At 60.5% G+C, this 22,786-nt stretch carries 21 protein-coding genes; 6 read left to right on the top strand and 15 right to left on the bottom strand.

Annotation, left to right across the window (positions count from 1 at the left end):
- Nucleotides 1-24: 24 nt before the first annotated feature.
- Nucleotides 25-519 carry an allophycocyanin subunit alpha-B gene (locus NCN05_RS01765; protein ID WP_114989152.1) on the top strand — a complete coding sequence of 165 codons (495 nt, stop codon included), beginning with the start codon at nt 25-27 and terminating at the stop codon, nt 517-519.
- Nucleotides 520-1,256: 737 nt separating this feature from the next.
- Nucleotides 1,257-1,517, top strand: a complete 261-nt coding sequence (locus tag NCN05_RS01760) for a hypothetical protein (protein ID WP_250396737.1) — start codon at nt 1,257-1,259, stop codon at nt 1,515-1,517.
- A gap of 65 nt (nt 1,518-1,582) precedes the next feature.
- Here NCN05_RS01760 and NCN05_RS01755 read toward each other — a convergent pair whose 3' ends face one another.
- A complete protein-coding gene (locus NCN05_RS01755; protein ID WP_250396736.1) occupies nt 1,583-2,530 on the bottom strand; it encodes a molecular chaperone DnaJ in 948 nt (315 codons plus the stop codon).
- A gap of 78 nt (nt 2,531-2,608) precedes the next feature.
- Nucleotides 2,609-4,150 (bottom strand): DUF3370 family protein, encoded by a 1,542-nt coding sequence (locus tag NCN05_RS01750; RefSeq protein ID WP_250396735.1) that lies wholly within the window; start codon nt 4,148-4,150, stop codon nt 2,609-2,611.
- Between the two features lie 154 nt (nt 4,151-4,304).
- Here NCN05_RS01750 and NCN05_RS01745 point away from each other — a divergent pair, with 154 nt between their 5' ends.
- Nucleotides 4,305-4,490 (top strand): hypothetical protein, encoded by a 186-nt coding sequence (locus tag NCN05_RS01745; RefSeq protein WP_114989156.1) that lies wholly within the window; start codon nt 4,305-4,307, stop codon nt 4,488-4,490.
- On the opposite strand, the gene NCN05_RS01740 is transcribed toward NCN05_RS01745, so the two are convergent.
- The 3 genes from NCN05_RS01740 to NCN05_RS01730 are packed head-to-tail and all read right to left on the bottom strand — an operon-like array spanning nt 4,475 to nt 6,920.
- A complete protein-coding gene (locus NCN05_RS01740) occupies nt 4,475-5,155 on the bottom strand; it encodes a sigma-70 family RNA polymerase sigma factor (protein ID WP_250396734.1) in 681 nt (226 codons plus the stop codon). The genes NCN05_RS01745 and NCN05_RS01740 overlap by 16 nt on opposite strands.
- A 30-nt stretch (nt 5,156-5,185) precedes the next feature.
- Complete coding sequence (locus tag NCN05_RS01735) at nt 5,186-6,031, bottom strand: DUF4922 domain-containing protein (RefSeq protein WP_250396733.1); 846 nt, start codon at nt 6,029-6,031, stop codon at nt 5,186-5,188.
- Entirely contained in the window at nt 6,021-6,920 is a 900-nt protein-coding gene (locus NCN05_RS01730; protein ID WP_250396732.1) for a SpoIID/LytB domain-containing protein, read from the bottom strand. The genes NCN05_RS01735 and NCN05_RS01730 overlap by 11 nt, the downstream gene beginning before the upstream one ends.
- Before the next feature lie 54 nt (nt 6,921-6,974).
- Between NCN05_RS01730 and NCN05_RS01725 the strand changes: the two genes are divergently transcribed.
- Entirely contained in the window at nt 6,975-7,703 is a 729-nt protein-coding gene (locus tag NCN05_RS01725) for an SDR family NAD(P)-dependent oxidoreductase (RefSeq protein WP_250396731.1), read from the top strand.
- Here NCN05_RS01725 and NCN05_RS01720 read toward each other — a convergent pair.
- Nucleotides 7,685-8,080 carry a DUF2237 family protein gene (locus tag NCN05_RS01720; protein ID WP_250396730.1) on the bottom strand — a complete coding sequence of 132 codons (396 nt, stop codon included), beginning with the start codon at nt 8,078-8,080 and terminating at the stop codon, nt 7,685-7,687. The two genes, NCN05_RS01725 and NCN05_RS01720, sit on opposite strands and share 19 nt — an antisense overlap.
- A gap of 111 nt (nt 8,081-8,191) precedes the next feature.
- Between NCN05_RS01720 and NCN05_RS01715 the strand changes: the two genes are divergently transcribed.
- Entirely contained in the window at nt 8,192-8,422 is a 231-nt protein-coding gene (locus NCN05_RS01715) for a DUF8667 family protein (RefSeq protein ID WP_006851429.1), read from the top strand.
- A 34-nt stretch (nt 8,423-8,456) separates the two neighbouring features.
- On the opposite strand, the gene NCN05_RS01710 is transcribed toward NCN05_RS01715, so the two are convergent.
- The 3 genes from NCN05_RS01710 to NCN05_RS01700 form a co-directional block, all read right to left on the bottom strand.
- Nucleotides 8,457-8,729, bottom strand: a complete 273-nt coding sequence (locus NCN05_RS01710) for a small RNA NsiR4-regulated ssr1528 family protein (protein ID WP_250396729.1) — start codon at nt 8,727-8,729, stop codon at nt 8,457-8,459.
- Nucleotides 8,730-8,776: 47 nt separating this feature from the next.
- Entirely contained in the window at nt 8,777-12,403 is a 3,627-nt protein-coding gene (metH, locus tag NCN05_RS01705) for a methionine synthase (protein WP_250396728.1), read from the bottom strand.
- A gap of 63 nt (nt 12,404-12,466) precedes the next feature.
- Nucleotides 12,467-13,381 carry a branched-chain amino acid transaminase gene (locus NCN05_RS01700; RefSeq protein WP_114989162.1) on the bottom strand — a complete coding sequence of 305 codons (915 nt, stop codon included), beginning with the start codon at nt 13,379-13,381 and terminating at the stop codon, nt 12,467-12,469.
- Between the two features lie 65 nt (nt 13,382-13,446).
- Here NCN05_RS01700 and cobN point away from each other — a divergent pair, with 65 nt between their 5' ends.
- The gene (gene cobN / locus NCN05_RS01695; protein WP_250396727.1) at nt 13,447-17,175 is read left to right on the top strand and encodes a cobaltochelatase subunit CobN; all 3,729 of its coding nucleotides are present in this window, start codon (nt 13,447-13,449) and stop codon (nt 17,173-17,175) included.
- Here the strand turns inward: cobN and NCN05_RS01690 are convergent.
- Genes NCN05_RS01690 through uvrC form a run of 6 tightly spaced genes read right to left on the bottom strand, consistent with a single transcriptional unit; the run spans nt 17,165 to nt 22,784 of the window.
- Nucleotides 17,165-17,719 (bottom strand): hypothetical protein, encoded by a 555-nt coding sequence (locus NCN05_RS01690; RefSeq protein ID WP_250396726.1) that lies wholly within the window; start codon nt 17,717-17,719, stop codon nt 17,165-17,167. The genes cobN and NCN05_RS01690 overlap by 11 nt on opposite strands.
- Nucleotides 17,720-17,746: 27 nt before the next feature.
- Complete coding sequence (locus tag NCN05_RS01685; protein ID WP_250396725.1) at nt 17,747-18,394, bottom strand: PHP domain-containing protein; 648 nt, start codon at nt 18,392-18,394, stop codon at nt 17,747-17,749.
- Nucleotides 18,395-18,407: 13 nt separating this feature from the next.
- A complete protein-coding gene (gene hemJ / locus NCN05_RS01680) occupies nt 18,408-18,980 on the bottom strand; it encodes a protoporphyrinogen oxidase HemJ (RefSeq protein ID WP_250396724.1) in 573 nt (190 codons plus the stop codon).
- A gap of 35 nt (nt 18,981-19,015) precedes the next feature.
- The gene (locus NCN05_RS01675; protein ID WP_250396723.1) at nt 19,016-20,512 is read right to left on the bottom strand and encodes a cryptochrome/photolyase family protein; all 1,497 of its coding nucleotides are present in this window, start codon (nt 20,510-20,512) and stop codon (nt 19,016-19,018) included.
- 2 nt (nt 20,513-20,514) lie between these two features.
- A complete protein-coding gene (locus NCN05_RS01670; RefSeq protein WP_186497814.1) occupies nt 20,515-20,802 on the bottom strand; it encodes a hypothetical protein in 288 nt (95 codons plus the stop codon).
- On the bottom strand, nt 20,799-22,784 hold the full coding sequence (gene uvrC / locus NCN05_RS01665; protein ID WP_250396722.1) for an excinuclease ABC subunit UvrC: 1,986 nt from the start codon (nt 22,782-22,784) through the stop codon (nt 20,799-20,801). Before uvrC ends, NCN05_RS01670 begins: the two co-directional genes overlap by 4 nt.
- Nucleotides 22,785-22,786 lie beyond the last annotated feature (2 nt).

Here is a 22,786-nt window from a genome sequence, read left to right as displayed (position 1 = left end):
ACTCCACGAAGCCTGCCCAGTTCCATGAGCGTTGTCCGGGATCTCATCCTCCAGGCCGATGACGATCTGCGGTATCCCACCAGCGGAGAACTCCGCACCATGGTGGATTTCCTCGACCAAGGCGCTATGCGCGTTTCTGTGGTCAAGGTTCTGACCGAGAACGAAAAAAAGATCGTCGACGAATCGGCCAAGCAATTGTTTGGTCGCAAACCTGAGTACGTCGCCCCTGGCGGCAATGCCTACGGTCAGCGCCAGCGGGCCCAGTGCCTTCGCGACTACAGCTGGTACCTCCGTTTGATCACCTACGGAGTTCTGGCCGGCAGCACCGAAATGATCCAGGAGATCGGTCTGGTGGGTGCTCGCGAGATGTACAACAGCCTCGGTGTTCCGATGCCCGGCATGGTTGAAGCCATGAAGTGCATGAAGGAAGCGTCCCTGTCGTTGTTGTCGGAACAGCAGGTGAAGCTCACGTCTCCTTATTTCGACTTCTTGATTCAGGGCATGCAGACGTCCACCTGATTCAACGTTGAACGTTTTCAAAAGAGCCGGGCCCTCGAGCCCGGTTTTTATTGTCCACTTGTCTTGACTGAGACAGCTTTCAAGACCTGAAATGCGCCTCAGTTGAGACCTAAGAGATGAAAATCTGCTTTTTATTTTCTGCCAATCATCTGCTGAAGTCTTGCAAGGCATCCTCTCGATGATTCGATCGGCTGCTCGAGGGCGTCAGGTCTCTACCTAATCCATAGGTCGACATTCTTGAGCGGCCCTGGTCGAGGCCTCATAATGTCAATTCGTCCCGACTGAGACACTAATCGAGACTCGTAACAAGTCTATTTTGAGTCACTTGGTACATGTCTTTGGCTTCCAGTTGATCGAGGGACATGTGATTGAAGTTGTAAAGCGATTCCGCATGAACAGCCGGACAATGGTCTGATTCGAGGTTTCGAGGCTAGAAAGGGTGAGCTCCAATCGCGTACCTGTGTCTACAGCAGGTACGCAAGCCTGAAAACCCAGGCTTTCAAACGGTTTTGCCGGTCACAGTCCACCTCTGGACTGGCCGTGGACTACAGGTAAAGCTATCAAGACAATGGTTTTTGCAGAAGGAAGGGCGCGGTGACAAATCTCGGCTGCGCCGCAAATAAAAACCATCATCTTTGAATCTTTAGAATTAGCGCTCGTTGCAGATAAGACTTTTATTGGGTCCTGAAACGTGTCGCAGCCAAGACCTGAGATTCTGTTGATCAGACTGCGAACGGATGAGCAAATTGGACCTCGATCCACGCCTGGAGGGTGGCGAAGAGCAGCACACCAACATTCTCTCGGTGAACAGCCTCCAAAGCCTGAAGAACAATCTGTCCAATGCGATTGTTGTGGGCCTGATTGTTGCGGCATTCAAAAAGACCATCGGCTTCGAGGTGAACAACGCCACTGATTTGTTGGCGCTGTGTGGCTCCGTGGCCATGTTGGCCCTCAGTGCTTGGTTGATTGTTCGAAGCCACGGAGCTGGCCATGAATGACAACGCAGCTATCTCAAGCAAGACATGCACTTGGACTTGTCTTGCGTCTCAGCAGAGATAAGCGGTCAACGGTTTCTGTACAGCTCACGCAGCAGCCGATAGGCCTCATTGAGTCGGCGCATTGCATCGGTGGAACCACCCGCATCAGGATGTTCTTCAAGCGCCCGTTGCTTGTAAGCCTCCCGAATGGAGCTGAGAGTGACCGAAGTTCCTGCCTGGGTTGATAAACCCAACAGTTTGAGAGCCCCATGCACCGTCATGGTCGACTCAAGGGTTTCGAAGGAGGTGACCTGTCTGCTGCGGCGGAAACGGTTCACAAAGCGGCGGATCAGGGTCGGCATGCGTTCCGCCAACGAAGACGTGGCAAAGGGGTCCTCAAGAGCGCCAGCCACGACCATCACCCGACCCAGCGATGGATCGCTTGACTCCCAGCTGGAACAGAGTGTCTCAACGGCTGCATTGGCAGCCGACCAGGTGAATGGACGCCCATCACTGGCATCGGTGCTGGACCAGACATCTCGGGCCAGCCAGGTCATGGCAGCTTCAATCACTGTTGGGCCCGGTGGTTGGCCATAGAGGGACCTCCAGTGTTCTTCTGCGGCAGCACTGGCCTCTCTTAGATCGGCGAGGTCCACCGTTGAGACAAGGGGGTCGTTCTGAGGGGAATCGCGTTGCTGCGGAGAGCGAAGCGTCGCTTTCAGCTGACTGGTGCGCTTGCTGACGAACCCCGGCAGGTCGATGACTGAGGAGCCACCCCCCGAAGGAAGCCCAGAGGCTGAGGCTGGAGCGCCTTCCACCCCTTGTTGTTGGTTCCCCGTTGAGATCAGAACGAGACTGGTCACCTCATCGGGCCCACTGGCGACCTCTGGTTCAGCATCGTCCTTGAGAGGATCGACCTCAGGATCCGATGCTGCATCCGCAGGGTCGAGCAGATCCTGGAGGAGCATTTCGAGCACCCTGCCGCGGGAACGGGCTCCGTATTCACCCTTGAGCTGGTCAATCAACGCGACCATGGGCTCTGACATCTCCACAGAGATGCGTTGACGTTTTGAGTCCTCGCCGCTCAAAAGTTCAATCCACCTTTTGGCAGGTTATCGACCCTGAAGCTGGAGCAACCATTGCTGCTGAGATCGAATCACATCGCCGTAACCGGGTCGGGCGACAGGCACCACAGCAGGAATCACAGGAGCCTGCCTTACAGATGCAGACTTCACAGGTGCAGGGTTCACAACAACAGGCTTGGCTTCAGGAGAAGGAGGAGCGGTCTTCGGCCCCACCATGCGGGATTTACTGTCCGCGATTTTGACCTGGGCGTCCCGCTGTTGTTGCTTGCGGCGATGAATCATGGCCAGCTGCTGAACGGGAACCACACTGAGGAGATGGCCTGGGGTGGCATCAGCCGGATAAACCAAGCTCACCTTCACCGCCTTTCGTGTGCCAGGCAACAGGTTGAGATCAGCCAGGGCCAGGCTCTCCCCTGAGCGCATGCCCACGTGAACCTCTTGAAGGGTTCGATCCTGACGAATCTGCAAAGATCCACGGAAGGCTGTGAACGTCTTCTTGCCAGACACAACCGGGTGACTGAGCACCAGTTGATGGGGCCCTGCACCAGAAACATTGAGGGTCACGTCGTAGCGAACCCCATAGGTGCCGACGTTGTTCAGAGCGGAATCAACCATCCGTGTGGTCAACGGATTGACCTGAACATCGCTGGTACCGAAGTGATGCCGCTTCGTGCTGGTCAGGGGCACGTGGAGTGGCCCCTGGTTGAGGTCATGGCTGATCTCAGCTTTGTAGGCATCGCCCAGGGCAACGCCGGCCACCCTGGAAAAAACACGACCCAGCTGGATCTCGCGAATCCGGTTGAGATAAATCCTTCCCGGTGCCAGTCGCCCCGACTGCAGCACCGCGAACAGATCGGCATCCTGTGCTGATTGATCGGCGGCAATGACAGCCATCGTGAAAGGACCGTTGCTGCGTCCTCTCAGCAGCCCGTTGGCAATGCCACGGGCAGGGAGCACAGTGCGCACAACAACCCTCTGCTCTCCTGCCGGAATCACGACCTGTTCGGGTAATTTCCGGTCCAGTTCTCCGCGCAGCAGTTGAACGGCGGTGGCATCGCCTGGCCCTGTGTTCCAAGGACGCTTCCCAAGGGGTTTGACCCCCATCAAACGATTCGGGTGATAAGGCGCTTCAAAACTGTTTTTGACGGAGCCTCGATCGAACTTCAGTGTGATCGGGCTTGACCCGGGATTCGTCGCGATCAGAGCCAGGGTCATCAAGCCTCTGGATCGACGGCCCCCCAACTTGGATTGGTCTTGGGGGTAATACTTGTGATGCATATGAAAGCCGAACTCACCGTTGAAGGTGTGGGCGGCATTGCGAAGCGGCTGGTTCGACTCCGCAGCGATGGCTGAGCCCGCAGCCGTGTTCACCAGTATTCCTGGACCGGTGACGATCTCCGGTTGATTGGAATGAAGAACCGGAACGTTGTTGAAGGTGCCGTTGAGAGGTCGTGCCTTTTGACCTGCCATGAGCGCGACGTAGGCCTCAGCGTTGCGCTGAGGCACGCACTCAAAACCCGCAAGCGAGACGCAGGTCAAGACCAAGATTGGGATTTGCCTGAGACTCATGCGGCTTGCTGTTGTGGTGTTCGGAGCAACGTCGACACCACGATGTGGATGCTCTCAATTCACACCGTAGTTCCACCTTCTGAGACAGCCAACAGATTGATGAGTCACACCGTGCCTGAAAATCGGTCAGCATGCGCTCAGCGTCGACGCTGAAATGCTTCCTCCGTTCTGCTGTAGCCCCAGCACCGATCACACAAGCCTGCGTCGCCAGCATCAGGAACGGAAGTTGTCGATGCTGCGGTTCTGGCGTGATGGTGCTGAACGGCAGCTGTCGGCCCTGAATGCCGCCATCAAAACTCTTCAGGAACAGATGGATCGCGATGCTCAGGCGTCAGGCTGAGCATCGTTCAACCTCTTCGCGATGGTGTTGAGGCCGCGTTTCACGCGCCTCTGAACTGTCATCGCTGAAACCCCAAGCAGTCGCGCTGTCTGCCTAAGACTCATCCCATCAATGACGACCATCTGCAGCGCACGTTGGTCGTCGTTTTCAAGGTTGCGGAAGAGCTTGTTCACCCTGCTCCAGGCCTCCGAGCGTTCGACCAGATCCATCCCTTGCGCTGTGTCGTCGAGAACGTCGTCGTTGAATTCCACCCAGTGCTGCTTGCTGCGGTAGTGGTCAACCACGAGGGCATCGGCTGGGCTCAGAGCAGAGCCCTCCGAACTGCGCACCATCTGCATGGCCCGTTCTTCAACGGCCCTGGGGAGTCGTATCAATCCGACTCTGTCGCGAAGGAAGTGGAGAATGGCTCCGCGAATGTGCGGCTTGGCGAAGCTTGGAAAGGGATTTCCTCGCTGGGCGTCGTAGCGGTTGTAGGCCTTGATCAGGCCAAGACATCCGACTTGCAGGAGATCGTCGCTTTCTAGGCCTGTCTGTTGGGCGTAATGACGGGCAATGGGTTGAACCAGATGCAGGTTGTCCTGAATTTGACGGTTCCGACGCTTGAGGCAGGTCTTGTCCAATGGATGGTTGTGAGTTGCATCTCCAGCCTTGGCAGAGAGAAGCAAGCCAAAACATCCGTGCCATCACCGAACTTTTCAGGCCTGTGTGTCGACAACAGCTTGAAGCAGGGCCTCCGGTCCAGAACGATGAATCCACTCTCGATCGGAGGCATCAGTGCTCAATAAGGATCCGGCGAAGCCGAGGGCGTTGACACTGAAGCCGCGAATTCCCTCCCTGCTGCGGCGAACCATGGCCATCCACTGCCGAGTGAGCAACAGGTTGTAAGCCCCTCGCGGGCAGTCATCGGTGCTGGGGTTCCCCAGACCGAGGTCTTCAGCCAGAGCGAGATACAACGCCTGAAGCATTTCACCCGTCAGGGTTGAACTGATCGCTGCGACCCGTGCACTGCGCAACAGAGGATCCTGAGCAGAAGTGGTTGTGCCAGCCGCACAACAACGGAACCAATCGTCCCGAGCACAGATCCGCTCCCCTTCTGACCGCGGTAACAACTGCAGATGTCGATGGGGCTGACTGGCGCCGGCATCAGGCCCGCTGTTGAAGAACCACAGCCCCGTCGTCGTGGCATCAATCCTGGCGAGGGAGCGCCAATCCTCTAAGGACAACCAACCGGTCTGGGGTTGCCAGTCCTGGGTGATGAGCAACATGTGGGAGGTCTGAACGGGATATTTGTTCAGGATCACGACGTGGGATTCACCGATCCGGTCAACCTCCAGACGTTGGTCCCAGGGAAGAAACGGATTCGGCTTTGGACCCGATGCTCGAAGGTGTTTTGGTGTGGCGCTGAGGAGGTGGCGCAACTCAAAGCGACAGCCTCTTTCCCCGACCAGATGGCTCAATGAGGTGTCGAGCGGAACAAGAGCTCCGGATGCGGTCGCTGCAACCGTGACCTCCATCGCTTTTCGAAGCAGTTCACTGGTCATGCCATGTCAACCGTGCCAGCGAGGCTCCTGCGTAGTACCTGCCGAGAATGGCATTGAAGGGGAGTCCCTGATGGGCAAGTTGCTGTGCCCCTGATTGACTCATGCTGGCGCCGAGATGGCCATGGGCTTCAGCACTCACCTGCGCATTTGACGCATAAAGGCTTTCCACAATGCCGCCGCCGTAACTCAGGATGATCCCGCGGGTTTCCCGTGTTGCTGAACGACTGGCCGGGGTGGTGCTTTGCTCCCCTGCAAACACCTGCCAACGGGTTGTATCCCCCAGGTGATAGGCCGTCGTTGCCGGTCGGGCGAGATGGGCCATCGCATAGGAGCGGGCTGCAACGGCTTGCGCCTTGAGGGCTTCCCCATGCCAACTGCTTGGCATTTCGGCGCCTACCACGGAGGCTACGTAGGTCTCCAGATCAAGCGAGACCACCGGCAGCCAATCACCTTGGCTTTTCAGCAGTGATACATCTCCTTGATAATGCTGCTGGTTGATCTGAACAGGTCCACCGGAGCAATGAATCTCATGCTGAGGTGAGGAAGCGATCCTCTTCATCAGCTCCTGGGCAGGGATCACATCGCCGTGCTGGTAGCGACAGAGCACGTTGGGTCCGGGTCGGAAGACGGTGATAGGACTCTGGCTGACCAAACCGACGCGGATCTCCAGGGGCACATGGTCAGCACCAGGCGGCACCTTTGGAACCACGCTCGAACCGACAGTTGAATCGTGATCGAGCAGATCAGCCAAGCTTGATCTGAGCTGATCAGGCCGCTGTGAGAGCGGCCGAGCCAACCAGCCGATCAAAGCCGCCATGAAAAGACTTCCGATCGCGGCCGGGAGCCAGAAATGACAGCGCATCGGCACCAGAACTGCTGTCAGAGCCACCAGCCGATGATGCCTGATTTCCGCTAGACGGTCTCCTCTTCGCAGCAAGTTCACATGGTCGAAGAAGCTCCGACCACTTGGGCTGGCTTGGCTCTGGTGGTTGGCCCCGGCGGCATCGGAGCGGCGGTGGCAGCAGAACTGAAGCGCACCTGCCCTGATCTGAAGGTGCTGACCGCTGGACGTCATGGACCTCCGGCCTCCTCTCTGCAACTGGACCTCCAAAACGACAGTGATCTGGATGGTCTGAGCTCAAGCCTGCGAGCCCAGGGGCTCCCCCTGCGTTTGGTGTTCAACTGCAGCGGCCGTCTGCATGGTCCTGGGCTTCAACCGGAAAAACGTCTTCAACAGATCGATCGTTCTCAGTTGGAGGAGCAATTCGGCATCAACGCCATGGCACCGATCCTGCTGGCCAAGGCGATCGAGCCCTTGCTGCAGCGGGATCAACCCTTTCATTTCGCCAGCCTCAGTGCTCGCGTGGGAAGCATCGGCGACAACCGCACTGGGGGCTGGTACGGCTACAGGGCGGCCAAGGCGGCTCAGAACCAGCTGCTGCGCTGCCTGAGCATAGAATGGGCCCGCCGCTGGCCATTGGCCACCGTGAGCCTGTTGCATCCCGGTACGACCGACACAGCCCTGTCTCGTCCGTTCCAGAGCTTCGTGGCACCAGGCAAACTTTTCACTCCAGAACGGGCTGCGCGTCAGTTGGTTGAGGTGTTGCTGCAACAGACCCCGGAACAATCAGGAGCCTTTCTCGCCTGGGACGGTCAGTCGATCGATTGGTGAGCGTGCTGCTGCAGCTGCTCGAGGCTGACAACCGTCAGGGCTGTGTCTTCCGTGGCCTCCAGGCGCACCATCGGTGCGACGCCATCGTCGTAGGCCTGTTTCCAGCGCGGTGCACAGACGCACCAGTGGTCCCCTGGTTTCAAGCCCGGGAACTGAAACGCGGGCATCGGTGTGCTCAGGTCATTGCCCTGGGCCTTGCTGTAACTGAGAAATTGCTCGGTCATCACGCAGCAGATGCTGTGCTGGCCGAGATCCGATGGATCGGTTTGGCAGAGGCCATTGCGATACCAACCCGTCATCGGTTCACAACTGCAACTCTCCAGTGGGTCGCCAAGAACGTTCCTGGCCGGCGGAAATTCGGGGCTGCTGCTGGACATCTGAGCGCTCGTTTGGGGGGGAGTCTGCCCAAGGACTGGCACATTTTGACTTCAGACGGTTGACGAACCCCTGGGGGAGCGGGTTAAAGGTCATTCAGTCATGTCCACTCGATGGATTGGGAGTTCACTGAAGACGCTGCTTTTCTGGCGCTCTGCGATGCGTTTCGCGAGAGCGGTGAAAGCTCGGCGATCGAGTTCCTTGCCAATGGAGAGGGAGCCTTTCATTTCCAGGACCTGGCCCAGAACGCCGCTGGCGAAGGCCTTGATCTGAGCGAGTCCAGTGCCCTGGAATCGTTCCAGCAAGAGGTGATCGACACGATGGAGAAGCTCTGCCAGGACTGAGCCCGGCAGAGGGTGCTTCTCCGTCAGCAGGAGATCATCCGTAGAAGAAAGCGATCTCCTTGCCCATCAGACCGTCCCATCCGGCCTCAAGGAGCCTTTGATTGAGCGTTTCCTGGTCGAAATGCTTGGCTCCGGTCTTGACCACCCGGTTGCGCATCGATTTCAGAACACCACTGCGGGCGCGCTGACTTTCCAGATCCATCACCTGGTTGTAAAGGGCGAGCATCGCTTCAGGGATTGGACTTCCATCAAGATCCACACCAGCTTTGATGGCGGCATCAACACCATCCGGTCCGGCAATGGCCATGGTGAACAAAAACAGGGCCCATCAGGCTATGGGATGCCCCTCAGGGCTCAGGCGCTGAAGTAACGGGCCTGGGAGTGCAGCGCCACCAATGCTGTGGTGCTCTGCTCCGGTTCGAGCTGGTCGCTGGCGTCCATGCTCAAGCCGATCCGCTCAGCCCCGAGCCAGTCCAGCTGTTGCCTGGAGTCGGCCACATTCGGGCAGGCGGGGTAGCCGAAGGAGTACCGGCTGCCGCGGTACCGCTGCGCCAGCACATCCCGCAGGGGCATGCCAGCTGGATCTGCGAAACCGAGTTCCGAGCGAATCCGTGCGTGCACCCATTCGGCCATCGCTTCGGCCATCTGAACCGCCAGGCCATGGAAGTACAGGTAATCGCTGTAGCGATCGCCCTTGAACAGCTCCTGCGCCACCACAGAGGCCTTCTGGCCCATGGTCACGGCCTGCATAGGCAGCACGTCGGTTGGGCGTCCCTCAGCGTCCAGATCGTTGAAGAAATCGGCAATGCAGTAGCGGTTGCCAGACCGTTGACGGGGAAGCTCAAAAGACCCGAGTTCCAGCGTGCCATCGGCATCAAACACCCGAAGGGTGTTGCCATCGCGTCCCACAGGGAAGTAGCCGTACACAGCCCGGGGGGTCAACAGTGACTCGTTGATGCAGCGCTGCATCCACTCCTGCAACACCGGCTCTGCCTTCTCCTGAAGCATCGCCTCGTAGTCGTCCCGACTCTGCTCCTTGGTTTTGCGGAGCATCCACTGGCCAGCGAAGAGGGCATTGCGGTCGAGGTAGTGGAAGACCTCAGCGATGTCGATGTCGTTCTCAGTGATCACCGCAGAGCCGAGGAAGGGCGGCACCGGTGCGGTTTCAGCGGGGACAGCGTCGGATCGATCTGAGCTCACCGGCGGCAGATCCGTAGCCGGAGCATCCGAGGCGGAGGTGGATGTCTCCTCAGCGCTCTCGGAGGTTGTCGACTCTTCATCCAGGCCAACCCCCTGGGGAGCATCAGCCAGGAAGCCCTTGGTGTTGGTCCAGTTGTCGCTGCGCTTCGCATCCATCAACGCATCCATGAAGCGCAGATCAGCGAAGGCATCACGGCCGTAGATCACCTTGCCGTCGTAAACCTCACGGCAGTCCTTCTGCACGAAGCGTGGGGTCAGCGCCGCACCGCCAAGGATCACAGGAACATCAATTCCCGCATCGTTGAAGGCCTGGAGGTTGTCCTTCATGAAGGCCGTGGACTTCACCAGCAGACCGCTCATCGCGATGCAATCGGCCTGATGTTCACGTTGGGCCTCAACGATGGCTTCACAGCTCTGCTTGATGCCCAGATTGATCACCTCATAACCATTGTTGGTGAGGATGATGTCCACCAGGTTCTTGCCGATGTCGTGGACATCGCCCTTCACCGTGGCGATCAGGAACTTGCCCTTGCTTGTGCTCTCCCCCTCGCTTTTTTCCATGTGCGGCTCGAGGTGAGCCACCGCGGATTTCATCGTCTCGGCGCTTTGCAGCACGAAGGGGAGCTGCATCTGGCCACTGCCGAACAATTCACCCACCACCTTCATGCCATCCAGAAGGAAGGTGTTGATGATCTGCAGAGGGGGGTAGGTCTGCAAAGCCTCATCCAGGGAGGGCTCCAGGCCGATGCGCTCACCATCAATAATGTGCTGCTTGAGCCGTGCCTCAATCGGCAGATCCGCCAGCGAGGGGCCTGATGCACGGGCTTCCTTGGTGCTCACTCCCTCAAACAACTTGGTGAGTTCAGTGAGCGGGTCATAGACGCAGATGCCGTCCTCGAAACGGCGGTTGTCATTGATCAGATCACGACACACCTTCTGGTGGTCGTCGCTGATCTTGATCAAAGGTAGGATCTTGGCGGGGCTGACGATGGCCGAATCCATGCCGGCTTCACAGCAGTCGTGAAGGAAAACCGAATTGAGGGTGATCCGGGCCGCCGGTGACAGGCCGAAACTCACATTGCTGACCCCGAGCACCACGTGCACGCCGGGGAGGTTCTCCCGGATCATCCGGATGGCATCCACGGTGGCGCGACCATTCAGCCGGTCTTCCTCAATGCCAGTGGAGATGGGAAGGGCCAGGGGGTCGTAGAAGATCTCGTGGGCAGGGATGCCGAACTCGAGGGCATCGCGATAGGCCCGCTGGGCGATGGCGAACTTCTTCTCGGCCGTTCTGGCCATCCCGTCCTCATCAATCGTGCCGACCACCACAGCGGCGCCGTAGCGGCGGGCCAGCTCCAGAACCTTGAAGAAGCGCTCGTCACCGTCTTCGTAGTTGGTGGAGTTGAGAATGCATTTCCCCCCAGCCACCTTCAGGCCCGCCTCCATCTTCTGCCACTCGGTGGAATCGAGCATCAGGGGCAGGTTGACGTTGGTGACCAGACGGCTCACCAGCTCGTGCATGTCCCGTTCACCATCGCGACCGACGTAGTCGACGTTCACGTCGAGCACGTGGGCGTTTTCCTTCACCTGGCCGCGGGCCACCGACACCAGCCCGTCCCAGTCTTCCTCCGCCAGCAGTTCGCGCACCTTGCGACTGCCACTGGCATTGAGCCGCTCACCAATGATAAGGAAAGAATTGTCCTGGTGATAGGGCGTGACGCCATAGATCGATGAGGCTGCGGGCTCGTAATTGAGGCTGGGGCGCACATCCTCCGCGCTGGCACGATCCCAGCGGGAGGGGCGTTCAGCCGGCTTGAGCTCCTGGGCCAGTTCCGCAAGGCTGCCGATGTGGGCGGGAGTGGTGCCGCAGCATCCACCGATCACCTGCACGCCGAGGTCTTCAACGAAGTGCATCAGCTGCATCTTCAGCTCCACCGGGGTGAGGCGGTAATGGGCCACCCCGCCAACGTTTTCCGGCAGTCCGGCGTTGGGAATGCAGCTGACGGTGAAGGGGGAATGCTCAGAGAGGTAGCGAATGTGCTCCTTCATCTGCTCCGGACCGGTGGCGCAGTTCAGGCCGAGGATGTCGATCGGGAATGGCTCAAGGATCGACACCACAGCGGCGATGTCCGTGCCGACGAGCATGGTGCCCGTGGTTTCCATCGTGACGGAGACCATCAGGGCCCGCCGCTCACCGGTGGCGGCAAAGGCCGATTCGATGCCCTGGAGTGCTGCCTTGATCTGCAGCACGTCCTGACAGGTTTCGACGATGAACAGGTCGACGTTGCCGGCGATCAGTCCCTCAGCCTGCTCGCGGAACGAATCCCGCATCGTGTCGAAATCGATGTGGCCAAGGGTGGGCAGCTTGGTGGTGGGCCCCATGGAGCCCGCCACGAAACGTGGCTTCTCAGGGGTGCTGAATTCATCAGCCATTTCCCGGGCCAGCTCGGCTGCCCGCTTGTTCAGCTCAAAGGCCTTGTCTTCCAGGCCGTATTCCGCCAGCACAATCGATGCAGCGCCGAAGGTATCGGTTTCGATGACATCGCAGCCCACCTCGAGGAACTGGCGATGCACTGCCCTGACTGCATCCGGCTTGGTGACCGCCAGGTTCTCGTTGCAACCCTCCAGGTCAGGACCACCGAAATCATCCGCCGTAAGCCCAAGCCCCTGAAGGCTGGTGCCAGTGGCACCGTCGAACACGAGCACAGGACGCTGTGGCCCATGCAGGTACTCGAGGAATGCAGAGGTGGTGGCTTGCCGATCTGCCTGCGTCACCACCATCGATGCACCCTCGAGGAAGCACCAATCTTAAGAAAAGCTCAGGGCGAACTTCAGGCAGTTGATTTAGGAGATCGGAATACGGGTCACCCAGTGCTCATAGGCGGGATCCCGTCCTTCGGTGATCGCCACGAGCTTGGCCTTCAGGGCATCCATCACGGGACGCTTGGCGTTCAGCACCGTTGATTCGATCTGACGGATCGGCGTCACCTTGGCGGCCGTGCCGGACAGGAACACTTCGTCGGCGATGAACAACTCGGTTTTGTCCACCGGACGTTCAATCACAGGGATGTCCATCGCTTTGGCCAGCTCAATCACGCTGGCGCGGGTGATGCCCTCAAGGATGTCCTGATCAACTCCAGGTGTGATCAGCTGGCCATCACGCACCAGAAACAGGTTCATGCCGCTGGCTTCACTGATCTTGCCGCGACTGTTCAACAGCAAGGCTTCGTCGAAACCGCTCTGCACGGCTTCCGTCTTGGCCAGGGAACTGGTGATGTAGGCGCCGGAGATCTTGCCGCGCAGCGGCAGGGAGCGGTCCTCCTGGCGGGTCCAGCTGCTGATCCTGCAGCTCACCCCCTCCGGAGACAGGTAATCACCCAGGGGGAGTCCGTAAATCAGGAAGTCGGTCTCGATGTTGTGCAGGCGCGGGGCGATGCCCAGATCGCTTGTGTACACAAAGGGCCGCAGATAGATCGGCTGATCAGGCTTGTTGGCCTGCAGCATTGCCGTGAGAGCCGAGAGGATCGTGTCCTCACTCAGATCCGTGAGCAGCAACCTGGCGCTCTGGCTGAGACGCCGGGCGTGCCGATCAGCACGGAACAGCAGCATGGTGTTGCTGTTCTGGGGATCGGGAATGGCGCGCATGCCGCCGAAGGCACCGGTGCCGTAGTGCAGGGCATGGGTGGCAATGGAGATCCTGGCCTCCTCGAAGGGGACGCACTGGCCCTGGAACCAGGCATAGGGCAGGAACTGATGCATCACCGTGATGGATCCGATCGCTGAATCTTCTCACCACCGCGCACCGCAACACGGAGAATGGGGTCATGCATCGCCTTGCCACCTGTCCGGGTCTGGACCCACCGGAAGATGTGGTGCTCGTGGAGCAGCCGGGCGCGGATGTGCTGTTCCTCACCAGCGCAGGCACAGACATCAGCTGCCTGGACGCCAGCCTGCCGAGCAACCCGGCCTGGAACGAGCGGATTCGGGCATTGCCCCTGAGCTGTCTGGACCACCCAGCGCAGCTGGACCATTACCTCAACACCACCGCCCAGGCGGCGCAGTTGATCGTGGTGCGCCTGCTCGGCAGCCGTGGGCACTGGAGCTACGGCCTGGAGCAACTGCAGCGCTGGTGCAGCGAAGCAAAGCAGCGACAACTGATCGTCCTTGCCGGAACGGCTGATCAGAGCAACGAGCTGCATGGGCTGGGCTCCTGCAGTTCTGAACTAGCCGATCAGCTGTCGGCACTGCTGCGGGAAGGGGGCATCGACAACATGGGGCGGTTCCTCGGAGCTCTCGAGGCTCTGCTGGAGGGCACCCCCCCATCACCCGGCAACGTTGCGGTGGTGCCTTGCCCCGATCCGATGCCCTGGGATTGGCGCGACGAAGCCGGGCCTGCGGTGGGCGTTGTTCTCTATCGGGCTCAGTTTCAAGCCGGAGACCTTGCCCTGGCGGATGCCCTCACGGCCGCACTTCGGAAGGAGGGACTGCGGCCCTGTCTGCTCTGGGTCAGCAGCCTGAGAAACCCGGCGGTGCAGGCCGGCGTCCACGACCTGTTGAATCAGCAAAACGCTCAGCTGGTAATTGCGGGCACTTCCTTTGCCTCGGTGCAGACCGAACAGGCCGGCCTTGGCAGCCCTCTCTGGGATCAGCTCGATCGACCGGTGTTGCAACTGCTCAGCAGCAGCCGCAGCCGGGCCCAGTGGCTGGAGAGCAGCCAGGGGCTGAATCCGATGGATCTGTCGTTGCAGGTGGTGATGCCGGAGCTGGATGCTCGGATCACCACGCGGCCCTGCGGTTTTCGTGACCACCTGCAGACCACCGGCCCCCTGGCAACGGCCATTCCCTGCCTGCAGCCGGATCCATCTGGACTCGCATGGCTGGCCGAGCACAGCCGTCGCTGGGTGGAGCTGCGACAGACCCCCTGTGCCCAGAGGCGCATCGCGATGGTGCTGGCCAACTATCCCGTTCGCGACGGTCGTGTGGCCAATGGCGTGGGCCTTGATACGCCAGACAGCACAGCGCGGATGCTCCGCTGGCTGGCTGACGCCGGCCATGACCTCGGTTCGGGAGCCTTGCCGGATTCAGGCGATGGCCTGATGCAACAGCTGTTGTCCGGTCGCACCAATGCACCGGAAGGACAGCACCGCCCAGCGCTGGATTATCTGCCCCTCACCACCTATCAGAAGTGGTGGACCAGCGTTCCAGAATCGGCTCGACGCTTGATCGAATCCCGTTGGGGACCTCCAGAAGCCGCCTGCGATCTGGATCCAAACAGGGGGTTTGCCATTCATGGCCTGCGCTTCAGCCATGTGGTGGTGCTGATCCAGCCGGATCGCGGCTATGACCCCGATCAGATCGCCGATCTCCACTCACCGGATCTGCCGCCACCGCACCGGTACCTGGCTCAGTACCTCTGGCTGCGCTGCGTGCATCAGACCCAGGTGATGCTGCATGTGGGCAAACACGGCAGTGCGGAATGGCTGCCGGGCAAGTCGGTGGGGCTGAGCGATGCCTGCGGCCCCGAGCTGGCCCTGGGACCGATCCCTCACCTTTACCCCTTCATTGTCAACGACCCCGGCGAAGGAACTCAGGCCAAGCGACGGGGTCATGCCGTGGTGCTGGACCACCTCACACCGCCCTTGGGGCGTGCTGGATTGCACGGACCACTGCAACGGTTGGAGGGGCTGCTGGATGAACTGGTGGAAGTGCGGCAACTGGGCGGCCAGCGGGCCCGGGTGCTGGAACAGGCGGTGTATTCCAGCCTGCTATCCCTCAACTGGCCCGGAATCCCCAGCCAAACGGAGATTTGCCGCCAACCGGAGCTGCTGGAGACCTGCCTGGATCAGGCCGAGACCTATCTCTGCGAGCTGAAGGAATCGCAGATCCGCACCGGCTTGCATCGGTTTGGTGTGGCGCCATCGTCAGAAGCCGCCGATGAGCTGCTGGTCGCCCTGGCCCGCCCCCCCCGGCAGGGGCAGCCCGGCTTGCTGCAGGCCATGGCCCTGCAGGCAGAACTGGGTTTTGACCCCTGGCAGCAAGACGAAGGCGACAAGCTCTCGGAGGCGGATCAGACCCGCCTGAGGCTGCTGGGTGGCGCGAACTGCCGACGGGTGGGGGATGGTTGCGCCTGGCTGGAACAGCAGGCCCAGTTGTTGATCCGATGGATCATCCATGGGGAACAGGGCGACGGACTGGCGGAACCGTTCCGGACCTGGAGCCGAAAGGATCCCTGCCTGCAGAACCTGCACCACGACCTCTGGCCCCGCTTGAACGGTTGTGCCTCAGCTGAAAAAGAGGCCTTCCTGCGGGGCATTCAGGGGCAGCGCATCGCTGCGGGACCCTCAGGAGCACCGAGTCGTGGTCGCCCCGATGTGTTGCCCACCGGCCGCAATTTTTATTCCGTCGATCTGCGGGGCTTGCCCACGGAAGCCGCCTGGGATCTGGGGCGACGCTCGGCGGAGCAGTTGCTGGATCTCCATCTGCTGGAGCAGGGGGAACCGCTTCGCCATCTGGCGTTATCGGTCTGGGGAACAGCAACGATGCGCAATGGCGGAGAAGATATTGCCCAGCTGCTGGCCCTGATCGGTGTTCGACCGGTTTGGGACGGCCCCACCCGAAGGATGGTGGACCTGGAGGTGATCCCAGCCCGTTTGCTGGGTCGACCGCGGGTGGATGTGGTGCTGCGCATCTCCGGGCTGTTTCGCGACGCCTTCCCCCAGTTGGTGGGCTGGGTGCATCAGGCCCAGTCGATGGTGGCGGCCCTTGATGAACCGGATGAAATGAATCCCCTGGCTGAACTCACCCGTCAAGGCGGGCCCCAGGGCCGCATTTATGGGTCCGCCCCCGGTGCCTACGGAGCCGGTCTGCAAGCCCTGATCGACAGTGGCGCCTGGGATTCCCGAGCAGACCTGGGCCAGGCCTTTCTCAGTTGGAGCCAATGGTCGTACGACAGTGCCGCTGCCCCCAGCCTTGATCGTTCCGGCCTCGAGCAGGCCCTGGGCAGGGTGCAGGTGGTGCTCCACAACCAGGACAACCGCGAGCACGACCTGCTCGATTCCGACGACTACTACCAGTTCCAGGGTGGCCTTAGTGCAGCGGTGGAAGAGGTGTCAGGAGCACGGCCGCAGCTGTGGTTCGGAGACCATTCCCGCCCCGAACGGCCTCGCCTGCACCGGCTCGAAAAGGAACTCGACAAGGTGATGCGCAGCAGGATGCTCAACCCTCGCTGGATCGAGGGGATGATGCAGCACGGCTATAAGGGTGCCTTCGAGATGGGGGCCAGCCTTGACTATCTGTTTGCCTACGACGCCTCCACCGATCGCGTACCCGATTGGTGTTACGGCGCGCTGTGTGAGCAGTGGCTCAGCCAGACGAAAATCCTCGATTTCCTGAAGGGAAGCAACCCCTGGGTTCTGAGGGACATGGCCGAACGGCTGCTGGAGGCCTCGAATCGAGGCCTTTGGACGTCAGCAACAAAAGACCAGCTGCTTCACCTGCAACAGCTGGTGATCAGCAGCGAAACCCAGATTGAACGGGGTAGCCCTATTTGTTGAGGTCGCGAACCATCTGACGGAACGGATCAATCGATCCAGGCTTGGAGGACGGCGCAGCGGAACCCGCCTTGGCCACCGGTTCCTCCTTGGGGTTCAGCTCTTCCTTACGGCCGAGAGGAGCAGCACCGGCGGGAGCAGGGGTGTTCACACCCGTGATGGCCGTGCCCTTGAGGCGCTTGCTCATCTCCTCAGTGCTCACCTGCTCAGCGAAGGTTTTCTTCACTGGCGTGGGAATGCCCGCGTTGAGGCTGATTGATTCTTCCTTCTTGACGACGCCACCGAGGCCTTCGCTGCGCTTCTCGAGCTTCTCGGTTTCGGCAGCCACCTCCATGATCTGCTCCTTGGTGCCGGGGTTGTCGACGGTGCCTGGGAAGGTGCGGCGAATCGTCTTCGACTCGCGCATGTAATTCACATCCCCGAGGGAGGAGGAAGCGTCGGCATCAAGGAAAAACTCGGCCGGCTTCTCCTTCGCTGGCTTGCGCGGCTGAATCGTGGAGTCGGACTCTGCGGAATCCTTTTTCAGCAGACGATCCAAGAAGCCCATGTCGACCGGAACTGAGATGGAATGAACTTAGCGGCCGCAAAGGTCAATTCCATGGGTATCGGTGCCACACGTACGCAAAAGGCCAAGGTTGCTCAGCTGACGATCGATGGCCTCGCAGATCAACGGGCTGGCGGACCAGGTTGGTTGCATCTCGTAGTCGTACCAGGCCTCACCACCATCGAAACCAAGCCGGGCCGCCTCATCGATCAGCACGTCATGGCCCAGGCGGTAACGGGCGGGATGGGCCAACACTGCCAATCCACCGGCTTCATGGATGGCTTTCACCACCGCCTCAGCCCTTAGCGGTTCACCGACAACGGCATCACCACGGTTGTAGGGCTGGAGCGCAGGGTGGTTGAGCTCGAAGCCAAGGGCGAGCACATGAACGAGGCACCCCTTCAGCAGTGCACTGATTTCCATGCCGCTCCACACCGTGGGGACCTCAACACCGCTGGCACGCTGCTGATCCAGCCAGACCTGAATCTCCCGGTGGGCATGGCTGCTGTGGTGATCCGTCACCGCAAGATGCTTGAGCCCCCGCTCGGTGGCCTGCTGGATGAGCTCGAGCGGTTCGAGGCTGCCGTCACTGCAGATGGTGTGGCAGTGGAAGTTGTGCGTGGTGGGACAACTCGACGGTCCCAACTGTTCGAGCACGGCTTTGAGGGGGTGGGTCATCTCAACCCTCATCTCAGGATTTAGCGGAGGCTTCGGCCCGCAGGCGGCGCCAACGGGCATAGAACTGAATCGACGCTGCCATGAACACCACCAGGGCGACGATGAACCAGGTCGCTGCGCTGGTGGGGAACTGTGTTTTGAACACCACCAGCATCACCACGATCACCAGCAGCAGCGTGGGCAGCTCATTCAGGGCGCGCAGCTGCTTGCCTGACCATGCACAGGTGCCGGCATGGAGTTGGCCCATCAGCCGGTAACAAAACACGTGGTAAGCCAGCAGGGCCACCACAAAACCGAGCTTGGCGTGCATCCAGCCCTGCTGAAGCCAGGAGGGCTGGGCCAGCAGCAACCCGATGGCCATCGATAACGCCACAGCCATTCCCGGCGTGGTGATGATGTTGGCGAGCCGTTTCTCCATCAGGGTGTACTGATCGCGGAACGGCTGCTGCAGTTCCGGCGCCAGTTCCTCCGTTTCAACGTGATAGATGAACAAGCGCACCAGATAGAAGAGGCCCGCAAACCAAACCACGACCCCAACGATGTGCAGGGTCTTGAACCAGAGGTAGGCCTCGGGCGAAAACGTCATCAACACAACTGATCTGGGGCGACCTTACGCAGGGTTCAGGTGAGCGCGTCAAGAAAATCGCTAGCTCGACGCTGATGGGCCAACAGAACGTCGGGAGCCATTCGATCCAGGTTGCGGGCCATCATCGCCAGCCGGTACTGGCGCCGGAAGAAATCCTGATGGCGATGGATGAACGTCCAGAACAGGCCATCCCAGGTGTCACACCACTCACCTTTGCGGTAATCCGACATCTTGCGCACGTAGTTCGAGCCGGAGAGATAGGGCTTGGTGGTGAAGATGCCACCATCAGCGAACTGACTCATGCCATAGACGTTGGGAACCATCACCCAGTCATAGGCATCCACAAACAGCTCCATGAACCAGGTGTATATCCGGGTTGGATGGAACCCGCAGAGGAGCATCACATTCCCCAGGAGCATCAGGCGTTCGATGTGATGGCAATAGCCGGTCTCCAGGGCATGGCGGATGGCGTCATCAATTGGGGGCAGACCCGTGGATGCGGTGTAAAAGGAGGAGGGAATCGGCCGATCGTCGAAGCCCCAGAAATTGCCGTTGCGCATCTCCACCCCATGGCGCCGGTACATCGCCGCCATGAACTCCCGCCAGCCGACGATCTGACGCAGAAATCCCTCCAATGAATTGAGGGGGATGTCACCGGCTTCAGCCCGCTCCAGTGTTCGATCCAGCACCTGCTGCGGAGTGAGCAGACCGATGTTGAGCATCGGCGTGAGCACGCTGTGCCACATCACCTGGTGCTGGGTGCTGATCGCATCCTCGTAAGCCCCGAACTGGCGCAGGCGTTGTTCGAGAAATTGATCCAGCCAACGGGCTGCATCGCCATGGGTGACGGGGTAATGGAACCCGTCCCAGCTGCCGATGCCGGTCACCCCCTCCCCGATGAGCTGCTGCCGGGCAGCCTCAACTAGAGCCACCGAGCCACTCGAGCGTTCAGCCGGGGGCTCTGGAACCAGGATTCCCTTGGGGAGCTTCTTGCGGTTGTCGGCATCAAAACTCCAGCGGCCACCGACAGGACCACCATCAGGATCGATCAGCAGATCCAGTCGCTTGCGTTGCATCTCGTAGAAGCGACCCATCATGGGCTTCTTGCCGGAGGCGAAATGGTCCTCGATGACGGCCTCTGGAGTGAGCAGCATCGGGGTGGCGACGATCTCCAGACCGCAACCGTGACGGGAGGCGAAGGCTGAGATCCGTTGGCTCAGAACATCGTCCACCGGATCCGCCAGATGAAAAGACCGATAGCCCTGATCGAGCAGATCTCCGAGGATCTCAGCGGTGCTGGCCGCCTGCCCCTGCTGCACCCGCAACACGGTGAAGCCCTTGGCCTGAAGCATTTCGGTATAGGCATTCATCGAGGCCCGATGCAGGAGCAGGCGCTGCCGATGCACCTGGATGGGCCAGCGGGGATCAGTGCCGAACAGCAGCGGATCTTCGATCAGGGCCACGGCCCGTCCCGCCCGAAGCGCGGGATGGTGCTCAAACAGCTGATGGGGAAAAACGAGACTGAGATCCACCGTCAGCTGTCCTCCCCAGCAAGACGGCAGGCGCGTCGACCCAGGGCGGTGGCATAGGCGCGATCCACGGGGCCGGCCATGGGGCTCAACTGGCCAGCCCGGCAATTCATCACCACTTTTTCGCGATGGCCCTGCTGATCGTTGAGCCGCAGCACCAGCTGCCAGTGGTTCTTGGCGCTGCGGGTGATGCCGTCGGCACACACAGGCCCCGTGCACAGCCCGGGAGACGCCCAGACCGGAGTGGCGAGAAGAAGCACTCCTGCCAGAGCCATGCAGAGATGACGGATCATGCGGAGAGTTCCTGAGGCTGCTCTTCTAAAGCAGCCCTGGCATCAGCGTCGGTTCCGTCGTCGGAAGGATGGAAGAAATCGTGGATGTCGCGGGCCAGAGCCGGTCCGACGCCAGGGGCCTTGGACAGGGTCTCAACCGATGCCAGCTGGATGGCATCAATCGAATGGAAGTGGGCCAAGAGATCCTTGACCCGCTTGGGCCCAACTCCGGGGATGTCCGAGAGGCGTGAACGCTTCATCCGCTCACCACGCTGCTGGCGATGGAAGCTGACAGCGAAACGGTGGGCTTCGTCGCGAAGGCGGCGAAGGAGCACAACTCCGAGCTGATCCGGTTCACTCTCCAGCGGCTGGCTTTCGCCGGGGAGAAACACCTCCTCGCGCTGCTTGGCGAGGGAGCAGACGTTGAGATCCTCGTGCAGATCAAGCTCGCGCAGGGCCTCCATCACGGCAGACAGCTGGCCCTTGCCGCCGTCGATCATCACCACATCGGGCCAGTCGTTGAGTCCGTCGGTCTGCAGAGCGCTGCCACCTTTGTGACGCAGGGCACCCACATCCACCCCTTCCGCCTTGGCCCGGGCCCAGCGCCGAAAACGACGGCGCATGATTTCCGCCATCGCCATGAAGTCGTCGCTGTGGCCAGCGCGGATGCTGCTGCTGCGGATCTTGTACTTGCGGTAGTGCTGCTTGGCGGGCAGCCCGTCAATGAACACCACCTGGGAGGCCACGGCATCGCTGCCCTGGATGTGACTGATGTCGTAGCCCTCGATCCGCCGCGGCGGGGTGGGCAACTCCAGCAGTTGCGCCAGATCCTCCGTGGCCAACGACTGCTTCTCCTGACCTTGCTTAGCGCGGAGCAACTCAAACTCCGCGTTGCGCTGCACCAGTTCAATCAGGTCGGCTTTCTGCTGGCGCTGCGGGCAGTGGATCTGCACCCGACGCTCGCGCTGTTCCGAGAGCCAATCCTCCATCAGTTTCTGCTGGGGCAGAGCGTGCTGCACCAACAACTCGGGGGGCACCTCAACGGAATCCACCTGGCTGTAGTGCTCTTCAATCACCCGTTGCAGGATCAGTCCAGGTTCCAGACCTGAGGCGTCAGCGGTGTAGCCAAGACGTCCCACCAGCTTCCCGGCACGCATCTGAAACAGCTGCACGGCCGCCAAACGTTCATCGAAGGCAAGGGCCAGCACATCGCGACTCACGGAGGAATCCGGCAGGCTCATCTTCTGATCAGCGGTGAGCTGATCCAGCCCCTGAAGTTGATCGCGCACCCGGGCCGCCGACTCGTAGTCCATTCGCTCGGCATACCGCTCCATCTGCTCCTGGAGCAGCTGCTGCAGTTCATCGCTGCGGCCCTGAAACACCATCGCCACCTTGCGCAGGGTGCGGTGATAGTCCTCCGAGCTGATTTTTTCCTGGCAGACCCCCGGACAGCGCCCGATGCTGTAGTTGAGGCAGGTGCGATCGGGGTACATCGGCCGGGGTCGTTGCCGCAGCGGGAACACCCGCTTAACCAGGAACAGGGTGCGGCGCAGCAGCCCCACATCGACATAGGGCCCGTAAAAGCGATCCAGGGGGCTGCGGAAGCGACGGCGACGGGTGATGAAAATCCGCGGGTAGGCCTCACTCCAGGTGATGCAGAGGTAGGGGTATTTCTTGTCGTCCTTCAGCAGCACATTGAAGTGCGGCTGATGGTTCTTGATCAGGTTCGACTCGAGAACGAGGGCCTCAGCCTCGCTGTCGGTGACGATGAACTCAATCTCACAGACCTGGCGTGTCATCAGCCTGATCCGTGGCGACAGGTCATGCCGACTGCGGAAATAGCTGCGCACGCGGCTGCGCAACGCCTTCGACTTACCGACGTAGAGGATCCGGTCGTCGCCGTCCCGCATCAGATAGCAACCCGGCTCAGCGGGGATCTCTTTGAGCCGGCGTTCAAGACGCTCGGGCTGCGTCAGCAGCGGTGCACCGGAGGCGGCATCCACCA

The organism is Synechococcus sp. MU1651 (genome assembly GCF_023630635.1).
Classification (GTDB): Bacteria; Cyanobacteriota; Cyanobacteriia; order PCC-6307; family Cyanobiaceae; genus Parasynechococcus.
This window is presented reverse-complemented; position numbering and strand designations above follow the sequence as displayed.

What these genes read in the sequence shown, in the direction of transcription:
- NCN05_RS01765 (WP_114989152.1), top strand. Translation starts at nt 25, where the DNA reads ATGAGCGTTGTCCGGGATCTCATCCTCCAGGCCGATGACGATCTGCGG.
- NCN05_RS01760 (WP_250396737.1), top strand. Translation starts at nt 1,257, where the DNA reads ATGAGCAAATTGGACCTCGATCCACGCCTGGAGGGTGGCGAAGAGCAG.
- NCN05_RS01755 (WP_250396736.1), bottom strand. Translation starts at nt 2,530, where the DNA reads ATGGTCGCGTTGATTGACCAGCTCAAGGGTGAATACGGAGCCCGTTCC.
- NCN05_RS01750 (WP_250396735.1), bottom strand. Translation starts at nt 4,150, where the DNA reads ATGAGTCTCAGGCAAATCCCAATCTTGGTCTTGACCTGCGTCTCGCTT.
- NCN05_RS01745 (WP_114989156.1), top strand. Translation starts at nt 4,305, where the DNA reads ATGCTTCCTCCGTTCTGCTGTAGCCCCAGCACCGATCACACAAGCCTG.
- NCN05_RS01735 (WP_250396733.1), bottom strand. Translation starts at nt 6,031, where the DNA reads ATGACCAGTGAACTGCTTCGAAAAGCGATGGAGGTCACGGTTGCAGCG.
- NCN05_RS01725 (WP_250396731.1), top strand. Translation starts at nt 6,975, where the DNA reads ATGGTCGAAGAAGCTCCGACCACTTGGGCTGGCTTGGCTCTGGTGGTT.
- NCN05_RS01720 (WP_250396730.1), bottom strand. Translation starts at nt 8,080, where the DNA reads ATGTCCAGCAGCAGCCCCGAATTTCCGCCGGCCAGGAACGTTCTTGGC.
- NCN05_RS01715 (WP_006851429.1), top strand. Translation starts at nt 8,192, where the DNA reads ATGGATTGGGAGTTCACTGAAGACGCTGCTTTTCTGGCGCTCTGCGAT.
- NCN05_RS01710 (WP_250396729.1), bottom strand. Translation starts at nt 8,729, where the DNA reads ATGGCCATTGCCGGACCGGATGGTGTTGATGCCGCCATCAAAGCTGGT.
- metH (WP_250396728.1), bottom strand. Translation starts at nt 12,403, where the DNA reads ATGGTGGTGACGCAGGCAGATCGGCAAGCCACCACCTCTGCATTCCTC.
- NCN05_RS01700 (WP_114989162.1), bottom strand. Translation starts at nt 13,381, where the DNA reads ATGCATCAGTTCCTGCCCTATGCCTGGTTCCAGGGCCAGTGCGTCCCC.
- cobN (WP_250396727.1), top strand. Translation starts at nt 13,447, where the DNA reads ATGCATCGCCTTGCCACCTGTCCGGGTCTGGACCCACCGGAAGATGTG.
- NCN05_RS01690 (WP_250396726.1), bottom strand. Translation starts at nt 17,719, where the DNA reads ATGGGCTTCTTGGATCGTCTGCTGAAAAAGGATTCCGCAGAGTCCGAC.
- NCN05_RS01685 (WP_250396725.1), bottom strand. Translation starts at nt 18,394, where the DNA reads ATGACCCACCCCCTCAAAGCCGTGCTCGAACAGTTGGGACCGTCGAGT.
- hemJ (WP_250396724.1), bottom strand. Translation starts at nt 18,980, where the DNA reads ATGACGTTTTCGCCCGAGGCCTACCTCTGGTTCAAGACCCTGCACATC.
- NCN05_RS01670 (WP_186497814.1), bottom strand. Translation starts at nt 20,802, where the DNA reads ATGATCCGTCATCTCTGCATGGCTCTGGCAGGAGTGCTTCTTCTCGCC.